We start from the raw sequence: 21917 nt of genomic DNA on the forward strand, positions 1-21917 counted from the left end.
TCAGAATTCAGCTTATTTGACAGCTTACGGTTACCCATGGAAAAAAGTCTAACACGCTACATCTGGTCGAACACACGGTTCCAGCAAATATGGATATTGACGGTCGTTGCGGCCTCTATGGTCCCGTATTTCCTGTCGTTCGATTTGCCGAAACAGATTGTCAACGGCCCCATACAGGGCACCGGATTTGAAGCTGAGGGTGCGACCCAGACCTTCATGCGCATCCAGTACACCCTGCCCTATTTCGGCAAAGTGATGTTTTTCGAAGGGCTGCAACTGACGCGCTTCCAGATGCTGATGGCCCTGAGCCTCGTATTTCTGTTGCTCGTTGTCATCAACGGTCTCTTCAAGCTCTATATCAACACATATAAGGGCCGGCTTGGCGAACGCATGTTGCGCCGCATTCGCTTTGAATTGATTGATCGCGTTTTGCGGTTTCCGCCCAGCCAGTTCAAACGGGTGAAATCAGCCGAAATTGCCACGATGATCAAGGACGAGGTGGAGCCGATGGGTGGCTTCACGGGCGATGCTTTTGTCCAGCCGGCCCTTCTCGGGGGACAAGCCATTACGGCGCTTGTTTTCATTATCCTGCAGAATTTCTGGCTTGGAATGATCGCAGCAGGCATTGTCGCCGTGCAAGGCGTTGTCATTCCGCGCATGCGCAAAAAACTGCTTGAGCTTGGGCGTCAGCGCCAGTTAACGGCGCGCGAACTATCGGGCCGTGTTGGTGAAATTGTCGACGGTATCGGCACCATTCACGGCAATGATACCTCCAATTACGAGCGCGCTGATATTGCAGCACGTCTCGGACTGATCTTCTCGATCCGCTATGATCTTTATCAGTGGAAATTCCTGGTTAAATTCATCAACAACTTCCTCGCGCAGGTTACGCCCTTCCTGTTTTACTCCATCGGCGGCGTACTGGCATTGCAGGGCCGTCTCGATATCGGCCAGCTCGTTGCGGTTATCAATGCCTATAAGGACCTGCCCGGCCCGTTAAAGGAACTGATCGACTGGGATCAGTCGCGTCAGGACGTTCAGATCAAATATGCGCAGGTTGTCGAGCAGTTCAATGTCGATATGCTTGTTGACCCGCGTATCCAGGCAGTTGTTCACGACCCCGTGGGCAAGCTGGAACATTCTCTGAACGCAGTGAACCTTACGCTTTCTGACGATAGTGGCGCTCGTCTGGTCGAACATGTTTCACTTGAAATCAAGCTTGGCGAGACAGTTGCCATCGTTGGTACCAGCGGCAGCGGTGGTGAGGCAATTGCCGAGGCGTTTGCCCGCCTCCTGTGGCCCGATTCCGGCCGCATCACCATTGATGGCAAGGATATTCTCGAACTGCCGGAATCCATCACCGGCCGCCGTATCGCCTATGCTGCCTCGGACGCTTATTTCTTCCATGGAACACTGCGCGACAATCTTCTTTATGGTCTCAAACACGCTCCGTTGACGAAGGTTGAGTATGAGGGCGCGAAGGCAACCAAGTACAAGTGGAACATCAATGAGGCTCGCCTTGCGGGCAATCCCGATCTTGATCTCAACAGTGATTGGGTGGATTACCAGTCCGCAGGTGTCACAGGTCCACATGATCTCTTCACCGTGGTAAGACCCGTGCTGGAAGCGGTGATGATCTCGCAGGATATTGTCGATCTGGCACTTCGCTCGCAGGTGGATACTGCAACGCATGCCGATCTTACAAGCCGCATCGTGGAATTGCGCCAGGCCTTGCGCAAAAGCCTCAAGGATGAGGACCTCGACGGGCTCGTGGTGCCGTTTGAACCGAAGGCCTACAACCCACAGGCAACCATCGGCGAGAACCTGCTTTTCGGCACGGTGAAACGCCCGATGATGACCAACCTGAAGCTTGCCGCCCATCCGTACTTCCGTTCCGTATTGCGGGACAGCGGTTTGAACATCGATCTGTACAATATGGGTCTCGAAATCGCAGCCAACGCGATTGAACTGTTCGAGGATTTGCCCCCAGATCATCCGTTCTTCCAGCAATTGACGTTCATGACTGCGGATGACATTCCGACGTATCAATTGCTGTTGCAAAAGCTGCAGGGACGCGATTTCGATGCGGCTTCACCGGATGAACGGTCAAGCATCATCCGCCTGAGTTTTGCCTATATTGAGCCAAGACACCGTTTTGGTCTTCTGACCGATGAGCTCATGGCTAAGATTGTCGATGCGCGGCTTCGTTTCCACAAAAACCTGCCGGATGATCTTAAAGCTGTGGTCGAACGCTATGATGCCAAGAAGTTCATCACATCGGCCAACCTGATGGACAATGTTCTCTTTGGCAGAATTGGATTTACCCAGGCAGACGGGCCGGAACGCATACGCGTTATCCTGCGTGATCTTTTCGATAAGCTCGGTCTTTATGACAGCGTGCTATCGATCGGTCTGGATTTCGATGTCGGCTCGGGCGGCAAACGGATCACCAATGTGCAACGACAGAAGCTGAACGTCGCCAGAGCCCTGCTCAAGCGCGCTGATTATGTGATCTTCAACCGTCCATTGCCTGCCCTTGATCAGCGTGTGCAGGATCAAATCATGCGTAATATCCTGCAAGACCTGCATGTCGAGGGCCATGCACCTGCAATCATCTGGGTGTTGGCTAATTCTTCTCTGGCAAACTTGTTTGATCGCGTCCTCGTGTTCGACCGTGGTACTTTGGTTGAAGACGGAACACACGCGACTCTTTTGGAGAAAAACGGTATATTCAAAGAACTAGTATCGTAATACTCTGCGTTCTGGGTAGAGTAGCACTTTGGGGGTAATGGACGTTCATGCTTCTGAAAGACGAAGTCGAAATGTTGCGGCGGATTCCGCTGTTTTCGGGTGTGGCGCCAGCAAAGCTGAAGCTTCTGGCGTTTACGTCGGATCGTGTCAGCTACCGCGCTGAACAGGCTCTGTTCCGTCAAGGCGATATGGCCGATGCGGCCTATGTCATACTTTCAGGCACGGCTGATGTCAGCGTTGATACGCCCAACGGGCTGATCAAGGTGGCTGAAGTCGAACATGATTCCATCGTGGGCGAGATCGCAATTCTCTGCGACGTGCAGCGCACAGCGACTGTTACCGCATCCACACCTCTCGAGGCCTTGCGTATCAGCAAGGAACATTTCCTCAAGCTGCTGAGCGACTATCCGGAGATGACCATCGAAATCATGCGCGTTTTGGCGAGCAGGCTAAGCCACACGACCGCGGAACTTTCGGAAGAGCGCAGCAAACACTGATCCGAACTTGCTAATCCATTAAACTTTCTCAATCCTGCCGGTTTCAGGATCGATCATGAAATTGCGTGATGGCAGCCCTGAGAGGTAGCGTTCCATCATTCGCAACATCAGAGCAAACTGCGCCTGCGCGCCACCAGTTGTCATTGCATTTGAACCAGCGAAAATATCGATTAACACCCGATAGATTTTCAACCGTGCCGCCGATATGCGATCCAGCGCCATTTCACTTCCCATTCGCAGGCGATACCAATCGCCCAGAAGCTCCTGCACCGTCATCTTGTCGAACTGCTCAAGTCCGGCATCAGTATCCGCAAGGAGTGCCTGTATTTTGACGATGGTTTCCGGCCGCCCGCGTTCGGCGTGGACAAGAATGATTGTCGCGTCGATATCAACAGGCTGCTCGATGAGGCTGAGCGTAAGCAGATCGCCGAGGGTAAGCATTGGCAGTATGCGGGCAATGTCCTTCGGCCATTCGCGCCGCAAATAGCGATGCACGACCAACTGATCGACATGTTCTGAGATGAATGCTCCGTAATCCGCCGCATCCAGCATGGTCCCCACCATCTTGCCAGTCAGGCTGATTTCGGTGCGATACTGGTCATTCAAGGTTTGATCAATAATCTGCTCATCGATACCGATTGTTTCAACTTGCAGACCTCGCTCTTCAAAACTCACAACCTTGAAGGCTGGCGGGAAAGCCACGAGCGAAGGCACCGCGATATTGATCAACCAGGATGAGCCCTTCTCTACCCTTGCCGTGTCATTGACATGAAGATGACCGCTAAAGTGTATCCGTATACCAGCATCCATCATGGTCGCGGCGACTTCGGACGAGGGCGTCCGTTTGACGGCGCTGGTATTGCCAATCAAATGCCCTTCATCACCATGCGTACCATCCAGAGCATCGAGCATGGGATAATGCGAGAAGGTAAGCAGCATCTTACCTTTATTTTTTGCCCGCGTCGCAACATCCTGCATCCAGTCGATGACAAAACGCTTGTGGTCCAGCATGCCATTCCAGCCAGCATTGGTGCTGTCAACGAATGCACCGGAATCGCCGCGCTCGAAATCACCATCCCGGGGCACGAAGACATTGGCATCGATCATCAGCAGCCAGAGACCAGGGACCGGTTCAACCAGATATGACGCGTCCATAAGCTGATAATCATTTGTACCATCGGCGGATCGAACGGGATAAACTCGCTTGCCGGGAGCATCATCTTGACCGAAGGGTGTCTCCCAATGGATGTCGCTGGATCGCCGGAAAAAACCAAGATCAGGCAGCATCTGCAATCCTTGCGGATATCCCTCACAATACATCTTGTCTGTCACGACCATGCCATCGGCATCCTCGTCGATGAATGCACTGTCGCTCGCCACGATTGTGTAAGTGCCGTCGGGGTTCAGCAGCCGCTTGGCATGATGCCTGCCCTTTGGGCCAAAAATGTCGTGGTTTCCCGGCACCGCTGTAAATACAAGCCCATGTTTTTCGGAGTATCCATCAAGCAACCGCCCAAGCGCACCAAGCGTGGAGACTTGTCCGTCATCGGAATAATCACCAAGTAAGATGACATGCTGGATACCGCGCTGCACTACCTTGTCCAACGCGGTCCGCAGGGCAAAATAGCTTTCGTTAAAAACACGGGTCGAGCGCACTGTATCCGTCAGGCGCCGGGCAGTCATGCGCAGGCCACTAACCTCCACGCCGGCAAAGTCGTAATCGCCGTAAAGATCATGAAAATGGGCGTCTGCGATAACTGCTAAGGACGGAAATTGGGCCGAGGACATGAATCAGATGTTCCGATGATTTTATACATTTGTATCAGCGATTGTCATAAAGCTTAAAAAACAAATCGCTATCGCCTACATATACAGAATGGCAGACTTTTATTGCGCACTTAGCCAATAAAACAAAATCCAAGCCTCGCATAACGTCTGCAGTTTGGTTACGATGACCAAAAAAACGGGGACTTGGGTGTGAGAAACGTATGAGCGAAGATGTATTTCGGGTGAAATTCTGGGGAACGCGTGGCAGCGTACCAGTATCCGGCCCCGAATTTGAACGTTATGGCGGAAACACGTCATGTATAGAAGTACGCTGCGGCGAACACAGATTGATCTTTGACGGAGGCTCCGGCCTGCGTCAGGCAGGTGATGCGCTGTCCGGTGAAGGTATCGACAAGATCGATATTATCTTCACCCATTGCCATTATGACCACATTATCGGCCTGCCCTATTTCGCCCCACTCTACAATCCGATGATGAATGTGCGCCTCTGGTCCGGCCATCTTGCTGGTATCATGACCACGCGCGAAATGGTCAAGCAGTTCATGCGACCACCATGGTTTCCCGTTGAGCCAGATATCTGCAAGGCAAGTCTTGGCTTCCGTGATTTTAAATCAGGCGATGTCCTGACACCGCGCGAAGGCATGACGATCCGCACAGATAGTCTGAACCACCCCGGCGGTTGTATTGGATATCGCATTGAATGGGCAGGCAAAGTGCTTGCGCTCATTTACGATACGGAACACGAAGCCGGTGTTCTTGATCCTGTGGTGCTGCGACTGATCGAGGGCGCTGATCTCGTTGTTTATGACTGCACCTATACGGAAGATGAAATGCCACGGCGCTTCGGCTACGGGCATTCCACCTGGCAGCAGGGCGTGAAGCTGGCGGCAGCGGGTAAAATTGGCAAGCTCGCACTGTTCCACCATGCGCCATCGCGTACGGATGACGAGATTGACCGCTTTGAGGCCCTGGCAAAAAAACACTTCGCCGGGACTTTTGCGGCTCGCGACAGTCAGGTCATCGATCTCTAGACTTCTGGCTCTTCATCAGTTCACTTATGGAGAGCCAGCGTCCGCCCGGCGTCTTCGCCACAACCTGAAAAAGCTTCTTCAGGAAAATCCATGCCGACTCATCATGAACAAGATGGTGCGTCAAAATCCCGATTGGCTCTGCACTTCCGTCAAATCGTTGCCGTAGCTCCGTCACGATTGCGGCCACGAGTTCCGCATGGTCTCGACACCCCTTTGATCCGTGCCAGTCCATCAGATCAACATGCGTATTGATTGAAGGCAGCGAATTTGCCGCCGGATTTGCTGCGCCAAACACCGAAAGCGCCTCGAATCCGCAATCACCGAGATAAGGCAGGAGCGCCGGGTCAATCCGGTTCCATGGCGGCACAAGCACTGGCACAAATCGTGCTGAATGCAGCTTCGCAAGACGCGTGCAACCATCGCGCAATTGTTCAAGAATCAACGCGCGCGGTCGATCAGGACCCAGTTCCTGTTTCTTCTTGTCCTTTGCCGCGTGATTTTCATGCGACCAGCCGTGCGCTACCACAGATATCCAGCGTTCGGTTTCAAGGCGTTTGACCAATGGTTCCCCGGTATGAACAGGAATCACGGCAAGGGCCGTGGGCACTTTGAAATCATTAGCGAGTTGGAGAAGCCGATCCAGCGCTGCCGTTGGCTCAACGGCGTCATCATCACGCAACCAGAACCTGGCGCTGCGGTTGGCATGAATCCAGCGTGCAAGCTCGGCTTGCAGGGGTTGCCAGATTGGATCTTCCGTCATCGGCTTCCTCCCATTGAATTTCTCAGCAGCGCATCCAGCTGTCTTGCAGCGATCTCGAGCGATCTTTCTTCCAATACAAAACGCCGGGCTGCAGAGCCCATTGAGACCAGCAAGTCATTATCATCGAGCAGGCTGGCGATAGCATCGGCGTAGGCCTGTACATTTCCCTCCGGTGTCAGAAAACCGGTGACACCGTTCTGTACTACTTCGGGAACACCCGCCGTTGCCTGCGCAATAACAGGCAAACCCGCCGCCTGCGCCTCCAGATAAGCGATACCATAAGCCTCTCCACAACCGGGCCAGACATAAATACCTCCCTCACTCAACAACGCGGAAATCTCATCCGCGTTCCTTTGTCCAAGCCAGCTTATCCGGTTGCCAAATGCCGAAAACAGCGCCCGTACTTCATTCTCCACCGGGCCATCACCGACAATCGTCAAGGTCCACGGCCTTTTATCGAGCAGCGCAAGGGCCGCCGCGAGCATCTCATAACTATGAAGCTTGTCGCCCGGCCGCATCATCGCCACGGTGACAAGGCGATGGGGATTGTGCGCAATGGGGTCTGGATGAAACGATGCGATATCGATGAATGGCTTCAACTGCTCCAGCCGGGCGCTCGGGATGTTCGTTGCAAGTCCAGTCATATCGCGCTGCGTAAAACATATATTGACCGCTGCATTGCGAACTGCCTCAGCCACCAATATCTGGGTTTCCGCCCATCCGGTAGCATTGCGGCGCGGTGAATAGGATGCCTCCGCCGTCACATAGGGAATATCCAATGCGGCGGCTAAAACTGGGCCAATCAAATCCGGTGCTTTGTAATAAGGATGATAACAGAACCAGAGATCAGGTCTCCTGCCTGCCTGCCAAAGACTGGAAAGACGCTCAACCTCCTGCCGTGCGGACGCCGCGACACGCTCCCGGTCTTCAAAATTCGGCAGTTTCGTAAAGCTGCGCAGTTCCGATACCACATCGACGGAATGGCCTGCCATGCGCAGCGCCGCAATCAGCAGGCGAGCCATCTGCCGGTCACCCGATGGAACGGGATGATCGGGTGATTTCAAGGGGGCGTAAAAGGCAACCTGCATGCGCAAGCAATCCAGTATTTCACAATGGTTTCAATCATTTCGGCAAAAACTCGCCGAGTCCTGCAAATCTATAGCCGGTTCTTGCCTCCCGACACTAACAATCTTTTGATCGGCTATCACAGAACCGTTTGTCAAAAAGCCATCATTGCGCTTGATCCCGCACCTATGGCTCGCCAAATCAGCTGGGCTCGAATAAGATTCAGATGAAGATGGGAATGGCATGGGAAGTCCCATGTTTAAAGGGCGGGGATTGATCCAGCATTCATGACAATAGCAGCGACTGCACCCATGCTTTCCGAGCGGTTCTTGCGCCGGGCACGTCTGGCATCAGGCCTGATCATGCTCACATTCCTGACTTTGCATCTCGCCAATCATTCACTCAATCTCATTTCACTTTCCGCTGCTGAAGAAGGTCGTCGCTGGTTTCTTTTCATCTGGCGCAATCCCGTTGGAACCCTGATTTTCTACGGCGCAGCGATCACACACGTCATTCTCGTGATGCGATCGCTCTATATGCGTCGCACATTGCATATGCCGCTCGGCGAGGCACTGCAGATCATACTCGGATTGCTGATCCCCGTTCTGATCATCGAACATGTGGTTGGCACCCGCATCCGCTATGAAATATCCAATTACTATGACAGCTATGAAACCGTCATTCGCGGCTTCTGGATTACCTCCCCTTTCAATGGCATCAAACAGACCGTCGCCCTGATCGTCATCTGGTGTCATGGTTGTATCGGCATTCATTTCTGGTTGCGCTACCGGCAATGGTATCAACGTGCGGCGCCCGTGTTGCTGACGGTTGCCATACTCCTGCCGGTGCTTGCACTGCTTGGTTTTGCCAATACCGGCCGGACAATTGCCAATATGTCCCCAGCTTCCGGTTACGGTGAATACCCGTCATCGGGTTATCAGGGCCACAAGAACTACAATTCCACGCGCTATTCTTCGCCAGCCGAGCGCACCGAAGTCAAAGAGGATGAATTCCTCGTCAAACTTGGCCTGTACGGTGCCTTTGCAGGTGGGCTCGCACTGGTTCTTGTTCTGCGTGTGTACAGGCGCTGGCGCGAGCGGGCCAGCCAGATCGAGATCCGTTACGCCGATGGCCAAAGTGTCCGCGTACCGCTTGGCTTCAGTGTGCTGGAAGCAAGCCGCCTCGGCGGCGTACCGCATTACGCGGTATGCGGCGGCAAAGGGCGATGCTCGACGTGCCGCATTCAGGTTCTGGAAGGTGCTGAAACGCTTCCTCCAGCAGAACCGATCGAGCAGGCCACGCTAACCCGTATTGGCGCCGACCATGGCGTGCGGCTGGCGTGCCAGCTACATCCTACCAGCAGTATCAGCGTTGTTCCACTGCTTGTGCCGAGCCTCGAAAGCATCGTTCCGGCAGGAAGCCAGCAGACAAGTCCGGGACGAGAACGTGAAATCGCGATCCTGTTTTGCGATATACGCAGCTTCACCATGCTAACCGAAGCACGGCTGCCTTATGATATCGTTTTTCTGCTCAACCGGTATTTTGCTGTTGTCGGTCAGGCCGTCGAGCGCTCCGGCGGGCGGCTTGACAAGTTCATTGGTGACGGTGCCATGGCTCTGTTCGGTTTGAACGGTTCAGCAGCGGACGCCTGTAGCAATGCGCTGAAGGCCGCGACAATCATCGTCAAGGAAATCGAGCGGCTCAATGACGAACTGGCAGGTGAACTCAGCATTCCGCTGCGCGTTGCCATCGGCATCCATACCGGTCCTGCTATTGTCGGGGCGATGGGTTATGGCGCAGTCAAAAGCCTGACGGCCATAGGCGATACGGTCAACGTTGCGAGCCGGCTGGAGACTGTTGCCAAGGAATTTAATGTAACACTGGTGGTCTCGGAACCTGCGATTATCCTTGCCGGTTCCGATACCACGGGCCTTGAAGTTCGGGAGGTAGCAATTCGCGGGCGCGCCCTGCCTCTGCGCGTTTATATCGTCCCACAGGAAAGCAGTGTTCGCTTCGTGTGACAGAGCCTGATATTCTCCCCACCGGAGAGTGGCTATATCACAAGAGTTTGGGGCGGACGGTGATAGATATCAAGGCATGGCGGCGGGGCTTCCAAAAAGCCAGAAACCGCGCGGCAGGACAATTTTTCGATACGCGCTACGGCCGCGAACTGATGATCAGTGCAATGGATGCGCGTGTACTCACCATGACCGTTGATTGTGGTGATCATGTCATGACGTTCTCGCCGAACGACTATATCGGGAAGAAAATCTTCCGGAAGGGCCATTTCGAGCGGCATCACGTCAGTCGTTTGCTATCGGTCCTCAAGGAGAAGCAACTTCTGCGCGAAGGCACCACATTGCTTGAACTCGGCGGCAATATCGGCACCCAAACGGTCTATTTCAGCCTGAGCGGTTCTTTCGCACATATTATCAGCGTGGAACCCGACCCGCGTAATTTCCAGTTGTTGAAGTCGAACATTGCGCAGAATTCGATTGAAGACCGGGTGACATCTGTCCATTGCGCAGCAGGTGATCACGACGGCGAAATCGAATTCTTTCAGCATTGCAGCAATCACGGGAAAAGCAGCACAAGCCGCCAGAGCAAGACGGACACCAAAATCGTTGTTCCGGTGCGCCGTGTTGACAATATTCTCGCAGAGGCAGCCGTTACACCCGATCAGATCGGGCTGATATGGATGGATATTGAAGGCTATGAACCGGTGGCCTGCCGCTCGATGGAAGCATTGATGATGCGCAAGGTTCCACTCTACCTCGAGTTTTCACCAAACTTTTATGGGCAGGATGAGGCGGCAGCCTTCATCCGCTATCTGGCTGGGTTCTACGACGACTGTCTCGCCTTTCTGAATGACAAGCCTTTGGCGATGAAAGTCAGCGCCCTTCCAATCGATCAGGGGCAATTTGACGTGCTGCTCTTCGCTTGATTATCTGCGGCGATACAGGAAGTAGCGCCCCGGCTTGACGCTGCGCGGCAGAGGCAGAAGTTCGAGTTCCTGATGATCAAGTGCCAGCCCACTGGCAACAATACCGTGACGCGCCAGCAAACCTGCCGCCAGTTGCGGCAACCATGTCAGTGTGATCGCATCAACATCCGGATAACCCGTGCCAATATCCGCATGAACCAGCGCCGCATCAATCCCGATAAAACTTTGAGCCGTTTCCTTGATTTCTCCAATCACCATATTTTCCGGATCAGGAGTGGAGCTTTTGTAAGCATGGGAGGCTCTGTCAAACGCGATGATTCGCCTGTCAGGAAAGCGCTCACGCAAATGGTCATATGTGCGACCATTACCCAATCCAAGTTCGAGCAAAGGCCCCGGCAATTCCCTGATACTGTCCGAAATATGATTGAGGATATCGCGCTGGGCCGTCATGCGGCGAATGAAGCTGTCTAGGCGGCTCATGATTATCATGTGTCCATATTGTCAGTTTTATGCCAGCCCGGCTTATCAGGCTGTCGCAATCGGGTCGACCATAGGCAACGACATATCCGGTAGATTCTTTTTGATCAGACGCACTGGAACCATTTCCCTTTGATCATTTTCAGTCGCTTTGCGTGTGCTGTTATAAATCGTGCTTTCTTTAACTTGACTCTTTTTCTCATGTTCTTGTATAGCTGTTCGCGCGATGGTTGCATGGCTGTTTATTTCAATATTTGAAATAAATCTGGCCGTGTTGTCGCTCGCTCAAAAGCAAATAAAATCCAATATCAAAAAGAATAAAGATCATGCCAAAAGAACAAGGTCTTCATGATGGAAATGTTCTTATCGATGCATTGGTTAAATACAAAAATAAACTGATAGTTATTGCCGAAAGTGTATTGCATTCTCACGCGCAAGCCGAAGATATATTTCACGATGCCATTGTGAAAGCTTGCACGATGCAGACGAATTGCATCCACTGCCCTGTCGGATATGCCTGTCGTATGGTGTATAATCTTGCGCTTGATGAGGCGCGCAAACGGCAATACGAGAAGAACAATCTTATGCCGATGGATGGCGTGGATTCAGTGCCGGCTCCATGTGTCAACGCTCTCGACTGTATCGTTATGGCGGAAGCGTTGAACAAAGTGATGGCCTCGCTCAAGGACTTGCCGAAGCGTACCCATGACGCATTCATCCGTCATCGTATTGAGGGTGTTCCGCAGAAAGATATCGCGGAAGAACTGGGCGTCTCGCGCACCCTCGTCAATTTCATGATCAAGGATGCGCACCGCTACTGCGAGCAATCACTTAAAGCTGCCTAGCAGTTTTTCGCGGTCGCAGAAGCAGTAGCGCAAACACCGGACCACCCAAAAGCGTGGCGATCAGCCCCGTTGGCAATTGCCACGGGAAATAGGCGGTGCGGCCGATAAAATCCGCAACGGCCATCAGCAGAGCGCCAACCAGAGCCGTACCAAGAAGATGCGGAAAGCCGCGTGTCAGTCCCATACGCTGTGCCAGATGTGGCGCCATAAGGCCGACAAAGCTCAAGGGCCCGACGACGAGCGTGGCGATGGCCGTCAGAAGAGCCGCAAAACCAAGAATGAGTATTCGGAATGTCCGAACGTTGACCCCGTGCGAATGCGCCGACGCTTCACCCAAGGCAAAATGCTGCAAGGGTCGGAGAAAGACTGAAACCGTGGTCATGGCGACTAGGGCGCAGATGAGTGAGATGATCGCCATAGAACTACTGACACTGTAGGTGGAGCCTGTCATCCAACTGATCAGCGACATGGCTTTTGGATCACCGGATGCGAGAATGACCGAAACAAGTGCGGTGAGAAATGCGCTCAACGAGACGCCAATAATGAGGAACTGGTTGCCCGACTGCGCTTTGTGCCAACTCATGGCAAACAGCGCGACAAGGACTGCGGCTGCACCAAGAAAACCGCCAAGTAACCTGTGACCATAATCAGGCTGGGCAACAACAAACAGGACACAAAGCAATCCAAAGGCAGTACCGGCACTGACGCCAAGCACTTCAGGGCTGGCCATGGAATTGCCTGTTAACCGCTGCAGGAGACTGCCCGCAAGAGCGAGCATTATTCCCGCCGAAAGTGCAGCAACCAGTCTTGGTAACCGCCATGGCAACACGGATTCCAACACCTTGCCGGTGTGAACAGCCCATGAAGAATCGATGCCTCGCCCGATAAAGATTGCGGCGACACAGGCAAGGAGCAAAAGCGCGGCGAGCGTGGATAACAGCAATACCGGGTGCTGGCTCTTGCGGATCGATGGCGATGCTGTGGTGGGTTGACCAATAGCCTTGCGGCGCAACATGACGATCAACAATGCCGGTACGCCGATCAGCGCGGTCACGGCACCGGTTGGCAGCACAATGCCTGTGATTGCCGACTGCAACTGCAAGAGTTGGTCGATGAGTACAAGAAGACCGGCACCGACAAGTGGAGCTATGATGAGCCGGTCCTTGATGCGCCGCGCACCAATCGCACGGGCAATAGCCGGTGATGCGAGACCAAGAAAGCCGATAATGCCGACGACACTGACTGTGAACGTCGTCAATGCAACGGCAACCGCGAGGGTAAACGCTCGGGTTGTATGCAATTTCATGCCCAACCCTTGCGCCGCATCGCCAAGCGTCAATACATTCAATTGCCGCGTCAGAAGGAAGGCAACGAACGTAAAGACAGCAATTTTGGGCCAAAGTGCGCTTACATCGCGCCAGTCGTTCTGATTGAGCGAACCGCCACCCCAGACAAACAAACCTGCAAGATAATGATCATTCATCAGAACCAGAATTGTCACGATCGCCGTACAATAGAGGCCCATGACAAGGCCGGTCAGAATGACAGTCACTGGCTGAAACTGAAAACGCCATGCCACGGCAAAAACAATTGCCATTGCAGTGAAACCGCCAATCGCCGTGGTTAGATCACGATTCCAGCCAAGGAGTGCCGGAAACCACAATATCGCAACCCCAAGTGCCAGTTGGGCTCCAGCTTCAATCCCCAATGTCGAGGGCGACGCCAGCGGATTGCGCAATATATGCTGGAAGAGTGTGCCGGAAAGCCCAAGCGCAAAGCCGCAGACAACTGACATGGCAAGGCGCGGCAGAAGGCTATAATGCAGAAGGACCGCCTGACCATCGCTGGCCGAAGGCGGCAGAAAAACGGCTTCAACCCCGAGCCTGCTGATCATCGGCCATAGATTGAGAGCGGCGGTGCCAAATGCAAGCAACCAAAGAATGCTGGTCCAGATCAGGCGTTGTGATGAGGATGTACGCAGCATTACACTTTAACCTCGGCCAGAAGACGCGCGAAGCGCGAGACTGACGGCAGCGCGCCGAACATCAGCACACTTGCCATGCGCTGCGCATGTCCTGTTTGAACAAAGGGCATGGCTTGCCATAAAGGGCTGCCCGTCAAACCGGCAAGCACGTCTGGGGGAACCGGGTCCATGTAAAAAACGCGGCTGTCACCCAGGGTAATCAGGTCAGCCAGGCTGGCATCACCGAAACCCCATTCATTGGTGCGCCTTGTCCAGGCGTTCTGCAACTCAAGCCGGTCAAAAACATCCTGAAAAATGCCGCCGGGACCATAAACACGGATATTGCGTGCATCGAGAAAGGTTATGATAGCCAGTTTTTGTGCGGCGAGAGGTCGGGTCGCTATTTTGGCCGCATCGAGCCCACGTTCGGTTCGGTCGATCAGATCCTGCGCTTGCTGAGGTCGACCCACAATCTGGCCAAGCTCCCGCGTCGCACTCAGGATATGCGGGTATGGCGAGGATCCAAGCGCATGGATGGGAAAGGATTTAACCGGTGCGATCGTCTCAAGCTGGGGCCTGATCCACTCAAGGTAAGGCGTTGAAATAATCAGGTCAGGCTGCAGAAGCTGCAGCATCTCCATGTTGATTTCATAATTGGAACCGACATTGGCAATGCCCGCCGGCAGCGGCGGCTCCATCACCCAGTCATACCAGCCCTGTGTATCGATCAGGCCAACGGGCGGAGCACCAAATTCAATCAATGTCTGTGCCAGACCATAATCCAGCGACACGACCCGCGGTTCGGCTGCCTTTCCTGATCTGACCGACATGAATGATGCAAGCGCGACGGTCGAGCCGAATAGAAAATCACGTCGACGCAGCGCAGTCATTACAAGAATTCCAATCTCAGAGAACGTAGCTGATGGGCGATTGCGTTTCCGGATGCCGGAAAATGCCCATGCGAACACCATAAATGGCATTGAGCTTGTCGGCTGTAATCAGCGCATCCGTAGCATCATGTGCCACGAGCTTGCCACCCGACAAGGCGATCAGCCGGTCGCAGTAGCGCGCGGCCATGTTGATATCATGCAAGACAATCAGAACCGAACGGTTGTGCTCATGCGCAAGCGTCTGGATGAGACTCATCACCTCGATCTGATGATTGATGTCGAGGGCCGAGATCGGCTCGTCGAGCAGAAGACATTCCGTATCCTGCGCAATGAGCATGGCCAAAAAGGCACGCTGACGCTCGCCGCCTGACAAAGTGTCGACGATACGATCTGCAAACGGCGTCAGGCCGGTAAGTTCCAGCGCTTCGCTTACCTTGGTCCGGTCAGTGAGAGAAAACCGCCCCAGTGCGCCATGCCATGGGTACCTGCCCAGCGACACCACCTCCCGCACTGTCATACCATCCGTATCGGGCGTCTGTTGCGGCAGATAAGCGACTTTTTTGGCATAATCTTTCGGGCGGAACGATGCGAGAGGCTGACCTTGATAGTCAGCCTGCCCATGTGTCGGCGCCTGAAAACGCGCGAGGATTTTCAGAAGCGTCGACTTTCCGGAACCATTATGTCCCAGAATGCCGACGACTTCGCCCTTGGGAACATCCAGAGTCAGCGGATGAAGCAAAGTTCGTCCGTCAATATCGAAACCGACACCGCTGAGAGAAAAGGATGTTCCGTTCATTTTATCGCTGACCTTAGAATTTGACCGACAAGGTGCCTTTGACTGTGCGGCCCTCGCCATAGATGCACATTGGGGCGTTATCGTAGTCAGTGGAGCAGGTCGAATAGTAGCCCTTATCAAACAGATTGCTGACTTTAAGCGCACCCTTCCACCCATTCTTCTCGTAGCTGATGGCTGCGTCGACCAATGTATAATCGGGAATATTCACCTGCGTGCCATTGGGACCACTGCCAACACTACTGCCGATATACCTTATACCTGAGCCGACATTCAGCCCCTGAAGGATACCTGAATCGAAGGTGTATTTTGCCCAGAGCGAGGCTTGATTCTTCGGTACCATCGGCGTGCGATTACCCACCTCCGGTAGTGAGCTTTCCGTGATTTCCGCGTCGAGATAGGTGTAACTACCCGTCAAACTGACATTGTGGAAAAGATTCACGGTCGATTCGAGTTCAAGCCCACGATGATGCACCTCATCAATCTGCCTGTACGCGCCATCACTGACGAATGCCAAAATATTGGTCTTGGTAATATCGAACAGCGCTGCCGTGAAATGAGCAGGCATAAAATCGGGATCATATTTGACGCCAACTTCATATTGATGCGCCTTGGAAGGTGCGAAAGAGCCACCCGTTACACTTTGGCCAATATTGGTCACGAATGATGTGGAGTAGCTTGCATAAGGCGTTATACCGTTGTCGAAGAGATACCCTAGTCCCACATTGCCGGTGAACGCATTGTCTGATGTATCTGTTGTTGTATTGCTCAGACGATCATTCGTCTTCTCTTCAAACCACGACTGCCGCCCGCCGAGATTGAGCAACCAGTGATCATTGATCTTGGTCTGCGTCTGCGCGTAGATGCCAACCTGATCGGTTGTGGTCTTCCGGTCCACAATGATTCCAGGCATTGGAACATCGATACCATAGACGGGGTTTTCGAAATTGAGATCCGGCCCTGTGGCGTATCCATTATGGCCATCAACCGTATAGCGGCTGTAATCGAGGCCCATCACCAATGTGTTCTTGATGTGATCGGACTGATAGTCGTACTGAGCGCTGTTATCGACACTGAAGATCGAAGCTTTCTCATCAACGGTAAAGGCAGCTCTGCCCAAAGTCTGCTCATCACGCAACTGGGTGTAATAAAGATGGCGATAATCCGTATCCTGCGACGTGTAGCGAAGATTCTGGCGGATCGTCCAGGCATCATTGAAGCGATGTTCAAAGGAATAACCGATCGAACCATGATTTGCATTGAAACGGTCGAAGTCGGGATCGGACGTGGTGAAGCTGCGCGAGAACTTCGGTAAATTGGGATGCAATGGACTTGCGACGGGCAGGAATGTGTTCGGCGGCAACTTATCCCACTGATAATTGGCAAATACTGTCAGTGAGGTATCGGCGCTGGGAGACCACGTTATTGCCGGGGCTATAAACACGCGATTGTTCTTTGAGAAATCAATCGCCTCGTGCCCTTCACGGAAAAGGCCGGTCAAGCGATAGGTCCAAACGCCTTCCTTGTCGAGCGGACCACCGGCATCGATACCAACTTCATAGGTATTATGCGAACCATAACCGGCATAGGCACTGTAAAGCGGGTCCTTGGTCGGGCGCTTGGTCGTCAGATTGACGACACCATCCGCACCATTCTGGCCGTAGAGCACCGATGCTGCACCCTTCATCACCTCAATGCGCTCAAGACCATAAGGTTCTGCCTTGAAGCCCGAGAAATCAATGGTTCTTTGTGGTAAACCATCGCGGAATACGGCGTAGGGACCCACATCAAAACCACGGATCATGAACTGGTTGTACCGCTCGTCCACACCCCAGGGCGAACTGGTTACACCTGCCGTATAGGCGAGCGCATCTTCAATACGTTGTGAAGGTCGATCATCCAATTGCTCGCGTGTGATGACCGAAACGGAACGAGGAAGCTCACGCAGCGGCGTGCTGACTTTTGTTCCGGTTGTTGTGGTGCTCGCAAGGTAGCCATTGCCGGGACCGGTAGCGTCGTCACCACTGTTAATGATGATCGGGTTCAGCTCAATGACTGGTGCCTGCTGTGCAAAAGCGAGATTGGTGGCCAATAATGTTGCCAGCGATGTGGTCATCAGCAAACCGATACGATATTGGCGCTTGCGTGCCGCTGAATTGACCGCGTTCCAAATCATTGTCCTGCAACCCCGCATGAACCACACCCCTGCTAAAACCCTGAGACTATTTGATATTTAATATGAGTATTGTTCTCATATTGAAAACATGACTACATTTGTCATCTTAGTAGAGTCAAGGCGGATTTGACGAAATATCCGTCTTTTTTCCGCCCTCAACCAACTTTGTTTTGGCCGCTTGCCATTTACAACTTGGCGGTGTGGAGCGCCTGCTGGATATCGTTCCAGATGACTTCAGGCTCTTCCAAACCGACAGCGAAACGGATCGTCTGAGGGTTAACACCGAAGCGAACAAACGACGTCATCCGGTCAGGAATCTGCAGAGCGGCCTTGGCAGGAACAACAAGTGTTTCCGGACCACCCCAGCTGACGCCGAGGCGAATATGGCGAAGCGCATTGACGAAGCGCGCAACATCAATGTCCGGGTTCAGGTCAAAGGCAAAGAGGCCAGAGAAACCCGTCAGCGTCTTCTTGCCCGGATGATCCGAAAAAGCCGGATGGCGGACAAGTTCAATATCGTTGTGCTGTTGCAGGTGCTTGGCGAGCACCAGACCATTGTGCATGTGCTCCTTCAGCCGGACCTTCAATGTACGCATGCCGCGCAACAGCAGCCATGCCTCAAAGGGTGAGAGCTTTGCGCCGATATAGGGATAGGTCGAGCTGTTGATCTTGGCGATCAGATCGCGCGGACCGACAACAACGCCCGCCACCGTATCGCTGTGACCACCCAGATATTTCGAAGCGGCGTGGATGACGATATCGACACCGTGCTGGATCGGTTTCTGGAACAGAGGCGTTGCCCAGGAATTGTCGATGACCGTTGTCACGCCATATTCCTTGGCCATCGTCGTCAAGGCTTCGATGTCCTGCAACTCGAAAACCATCGATGTCGGATTTTCCAGATAAAGCAGCTTCGCGCCTGGCAAGGCAGCCCGCACTTCGTCAAGATTGGACGGATCAACAAAATCCACCGTCACTCCAAACCGGGCGAGCATTTTTACGAAGAGACGATAAATATCATTGTAAAGGTGCTGAACCGCAACCACACGATCACCAGCTTCGACAAGGCTAAGGATCGTTGCGGTGATTGCCGCAGTACCACTGGAGAAACCACGGCCATCCTCCGCGCCTTCAAGCCGCGCTGTCAGCAGCTCAAACTCGCGCACGGTGGGGTTATCGCCACGCGAATAGATGTAATTGCGCGAACGACCGGCAAATACGTCTTCCATCGCTTCATAGGTGTCATAAGTGAAGAGTGATGTCTGGAAGATGGGTGGGGAAACCGCATTAAATGCGGCGGTATCTACAGGTGAAAACAGATCATCCGGCATTTCCATCGGGCCGAATTCGTGGGGTGGCATGGATTTGTTCATGATGCCCTCTCAGACACTGTGTTGTTGAAAGTTGTGATGGGAAGAGATGATGCAGTAGCGGTGCCGCGCAGCTGGCGCAGCGTGGTGAAAAGGATAATTGCCGACAGGAGCGCTGTTAGTGCCGGAGCCAGAAACAAGCTCGCAAGAAGCCCGCTGAAACCGAACAGGTGCGGCAGGACAAACAGCAGTGGCAGCAGGAAATAACCATTCTGTGCAATGCTGATAGTGGCAGCCAGCCGTGCCCTGCTTTGTGCTTGCAGGAGCACAACGAGAATCTGACGTATGCCGAAAAAGACAAAAGGGACGTGGGTGACGATAATGGTCAGTGCCGCCGTTTGCGCGATTTCGATATCGTTCGTAAACACGGCGGCGATGGGATATCGCAAGACAACAGCACCAAGTCCGTAAATCACTGCAAAAGCCGAAGTCAGCACCAGAAGCATGGTCGAGGCTGACAGGAGTCGCGGCGTGTTTTTGGCACCCCAAGCGAAGCTTAGCACCGCCTGACCACCAAGCGACAAGCCAATGATGGGCAACATGCCCAAGGTGAGAACACGCAGCGCAATACCAACGCCAGCAATGCCGCTATCACCCCGGTAAAAGCCCGCATAGGTAAACAGAACGGCAAAGCTGATACTGCTCAGCATACTGGTCAGGGTTGTGGGCAGGCCAATTGAGAATACAGGCTTCAGGATATCAGCCCGGAACGCTGCAAATCGCGCCGACAAATGCAATGTGCCAACCCGTTTGCGGAAGTAGAGTGCATAGGCCCCAAGTGCTGCAATCTGCGACAGGATGGTTGCCAAGGCTGCGCCAGCAAGTCCGAAGCCGAAACCAAAGATCATGATCGGATCGAGAACAATATTGAGCGCAAAACACCCAAGCAGCGTCCACATGCTGAAGCGCGTATTGCCTTCCGATATGGCAATGAAATCGGACAGGATTTGCAGCATTGTCAGCGTTACCGAGAAGGCAACGATCATCAGATAGTGCTCGGCAAGCGGCATGATGGCCTCGCTGGCGCCGAAAAGACCGAGAAGCTCGCGCCGGAAGAAGAAAATACCGACCGTCAGGAGAATTCCGAGCGGCACAGCTGAAACCATGAATGTCGAGGCCGTCACATTGGCACGCTGTGGGCTGTTACTGCCAAGCGCACGCCCAACGGCGGTGGCAACACCTACGCCAAGCCCCTCACCGATAGCACCAATCATCATCAGGATCGGCAAGACAACTGTGATGGCAGCGATTTCATGACTGCCGATCATCCCGACAAAGACCATGTTAATGGTGTGATGAACAGCATTGATAGACAGACCAGCCACTGCTGGCATACCTAACCTGAAGATCAAACGCGTGAGCGCCGGATCGTTTAGATCATCCGGGGCAAAATAAGCGCGCTTGGGCTTTGAAGGCCCGACTGCATCGGGCTTCATGGTGCAGGAACCCAGAGCCTGTCGTCAAAGAAGCGCTCGCGCAACAGCATCACCAGCATGGCGCGCTTATGCGGAAAATCGAAGTGCTTCACCTTGGAAAAACCGGAACGGTCGAGATTGCGGATCTGCTGTTCGTGGCTCGCGCGCGGCTCACCGACGATGCGCTGTGTGCGCGGATCATCGAGGAACATGAAGTGCATCAGCGACGGTAGCCAAGCGGTAATCCACTGCTTGCCGCGATAATCAGGCTCGCCGATCGCCACATGCCAGCCCCGGTCGTAATCTTGCGCATCGTAGTAAGGTCCGAGACGATTTTCCTTGGCCCAATAGACTTCAAAATAGCCAAACGGAACGCCGTTAAAGCAACCGATCAGGGCGAGAATATGCGGGTCATGCAGCCGCTCTTCGAGAATGGCAGCATGCTTATCTCTGTCGCCGCCATCTTCCCAGATCACATTGACCTGCTCGTCGTTCATCCAACGGTGGAAATGATCGAGATCAGTTTCTGGATCAGCGGCGCGGAAGGAAAGCGTCTGATCGAGCCAGGGAATGTAACGCTCATAAACAACGCCAACAGCTTTGCGCGGCCGCTTGGGATGATATTGGCCATTGGTGAGTGTATGCACTTGCGGATGCGGATAGGGCGGATTGGCAATCCACGGCATTGGCCACTGCCAGAACTCCCGCGTATCAACGGCCAACGAATTCCCGTTGTATAAGCCAAGCGGGAAATCCGATGGTTGCACATTGTCGATTTCAACCAGATTGATATTACGCGACTGCGCCGACAGGAACTCGATGGCTGAGGCCAGCACGGGTATGGTTTCACCGGCATTCAAGTCCGGCAAGCGAACCCGGACACTGTCCTCCTTGGAATCTACGTCAACGAGATAGCGACCGGCCCCGGTGGCGATTACAAGCTGATTTGGCGTTTTCATCTCCGCTGATTTCAGAAAACACGAGGAGCCGGGTGTTGAAAGCCGTGAAACATTGGCCTCTTTGGAAATATTGGAAACAAGAGTCATGGCGCACTCCACAGCATGTTCGCTGCCATCGTTTGACAAAGTGATTTCCATAGAGACGGCTGAGGCGCTTTTCGATTTAGCCAAAACTTTGAAAAATTTTTCTCCT

At 53.5% G+C, this 21917-nt stretch carries 17 protein-coding genes; 6 read left to right on the plus strand and 11 right to left on the minus strand.

Annotated features, from left to right (window positions below; all coding sequences use genetic code 11):
• The first annotated feature begins 36 nt into the window (after positions 1–36).
• The gene (locus BLU05_RS17680; RefSeq protein WP_091882737.1) at positions 37–2751 is read left to right on the plus strand and encodes an ABC transporter ATP-binding protein; all 2715 of its coding nucleotides are present in this window, start codon (positions 37–39) and stop codon (positions 2749–2751) included.
• A gap of 47 nt (positions 2752–2798) precedes the next feature.
• Entirely contained in the window at positions 2799–3248 is a 450-nt protein-coding gene (locus tag BLU05_RS17685) for a cyclic nucleotide-binding domain-containing protein (RefSeq protein WP_091882740.1), read from the plus strand.
• Between the two features lie 18 nt (positions 3249–3266).
• On the opposite strand, the gene BLU05_RS17690 is transcribed toward BLU05_RS17685, so the two are convergent.
• Positions 3267–5036 (minus strand): metallophosphoesterase family protein, encoded by a 1770-nt coding sequence (locus BLU05_RS17690; protein ID WP_091882743.1) that lies wholly within the window; start codon positions 5034–5036, stop codon positions 3267–3269.
• A gap of 200 nt (positions 5037–5236) precedes the next feature.
• Between BLU05_RS17690 and BLU05_RS17695 the strand changes: the two genes are divergently transcribed.
• Entirely contained in the window at positions 5237–6067 is an 831-nt protein-coding gene (locus BLU05_RS17695) for an MBL fold metallo-hydrolase (protein WP_091882746.1), read from the plus strand.
• On the opposite strand, the gene BLU05_RS17700 is transcribed toward BLU05_RS17695, so the two are convergent.
• Complete coding sequence (locus BLU05_RS17700; RefSeq protein ID WP_091882749.1) at positions 6054–6827, minus strand: polysaccharide deacetylase family protein; 774 nt, start codon at positions 6825–6827, stop codon at positions 6054–6056. The two genes, BLU05_RS17695 and BLU05_RS17700, sit on opposite strands and share 14 nt — an antisense overlap.
• On the minus strand, positions 6824–7915 hold the full coding sequence (locus BLU05_RS17705) for a glycosyltransferase family 4 protein (RefSeq protein ID WP_091882752.1): 1092 nt from the start codon (positions 7913–7915) through the stop codon (positions 6824–6826). The genes BLU05_RS17700 and BLU05_RS17705 overlap by 4 nt, the downstream gene beginning before the upstream one ends.
• 264 nt (positions 7916–8179) lie before the next feature.
• Between BLU05_RS17705 and BLU05_RS17710 the strand changes: the two genes are divergently transcribed.
• Positions 8180–9913 carry an adenylate/guanylate cyclase domain-containing protein gene (locus BLU05_RS17710; protein ID WP_091882756.1) on the plus strand — a complete coding sequence of 578 codons (1734 nt, stop codon included), beginning with the start codon at positions 8180–8182 and terminating at the stop codon, positions 9911–9913.
• A 59-nt stretch (positions 9914–9972) separates the two neighbouring features.
• Complete coding sequence (locus BLU05_RS17715; protein ID WP_244518408.1) at positions 9973–10836, plus strand: FkbM family methyltransferase; 864 nt, start codon at positions 9973–9975, stop codon at positions 10834–10836.
• On the opposite strand, the gene BLU05_RS17720 is transcribed toward BLU05_RS17715, so the two are convergent.
• Complete coding sequence (locus tag BLU05_RS17720) at positions 10837–11316, minus strand: class I SAM-dependent methyltransferase (RefSeq protein ID WP_091882757.1); 480 nt, start codon at positions 11314–11316, stop codon at positions 10837–10839.
• Between the two features lie 323 nt (positions 11317–11639).
• Between BLU05_RS17720 and BLU05_RS17725 the strand changes: the two genes are divergently transcribed.
• Entirely contained in the window at positions 11640–12158 is a 519-nt protein-coding gene (locus BLU05_RS17725) for a sigma-70 family RNA polymerase sigma factor (RefSeq protein WP_091882759.1), read from the plus strand.
• On the opposite strand, the gene fhuB is transcribed toward BLU05_RS17725, so the two are convergent.
• From fhuB to BLU05_RS17760, 7 genes are all read right to left on the minus strand, one after another.
• A complete protein-coding gene (fhuB, locus tag BLU05_RS17730) occupies positions 12145–14142 on the minus strand; it encodes a Fe(3+)-hydroxamate ABC transporter permease FhuB (protein ID WP_091882762.1) in 1998 nt (665 codons plus the stop codon). The two genes, BLU05_RS17725 and fhuB, sit on opposite strands and share 14 nt — an antisense overlap.
• On the minus strand, positions 14142–15011 hold the full coding sequence (locus BLU05_RS17735; protein WP_175540652.1) for an ABC transporter substrate-binding protein: 870 nt from the start codon (positions 15009–15011) through the stop codon (positions 14142–14144). Before BLU05_RS17735 ends, fhuB begins: the two co-directional genes overlap by 1 nt.
• A gap of 16 nt (positions 15012–15027) precedes the next feature.
• Positions 15028–15807: an ATP-binding cassette domain-containing protein gene (locus BLU05_RS17740; RefSeq protein WP_091882769.1), complete on the minus strand. Its 780-nt coding sequence runs from the start codon at positions 15805–15807 to the stop codon at positions 15028–15030.
• Between the two features lie 13 nt (positions 15808–15820).
• On the minus strand, positions 15821–17980 hold the full coding sequence (locus BLU05_RS17745; RefSeq protein ID WP_175540653.1) for a TonB-dependent siderophore receptor: 2160 nt from the start codon (positions 17978–17980) through the stop codon (positions 15821–15823).
• 185 nt (positions 17981–18165) lie between these two features.
• Positions 18166–19353: a PLP-dependent transferase gene (locus BLU05_RS17750; RefSeq protein WP_091882774.1), complete on the minus strand. Its 1188-nt coding sequence runs from the start codon at positions 19351–19353 to the stop codon at positions 18166–18168.
• On the minus strand, positions 19350–20786 hold the full coding sequence (locus BLU05_RS17755; RefSeq protein ID WP_091882776.1) for an MATE family efflux transporter: 1437 nt from the start codon (positions 20784–20786) through the stop codon (positions 19350–19352). Before BLU05_RS17755 ends, BLU05_RS17750 begins: the two co-directional genes overlap by 4 nt.
• Entirely contained in the window at positions 20783–21811 is a 1029-nt protein-coding gene (locus tag BLU05_RS17760; protein ID WP_091883167.1) for a GNAT family N-acetyltransferase, read from the minus strand. Before BLU05_RS17760 ends, BLU05_RS17755 begins: the two co-directional genes overlap by 4 nt.
• Positions 21812–21917 lie beyond the last annotated feature (106 nt).

It is taken from the genome of Phyllobacterium sp. OV277, from assembly GCF_900104355.1.
In the GTDB taxonomy this organism is placed as follows: Bacteria; Pseudomonadota; Alphaproteobacteria; order Rhizobiales; family Rhizobiaceae; genus Phyllobacterium.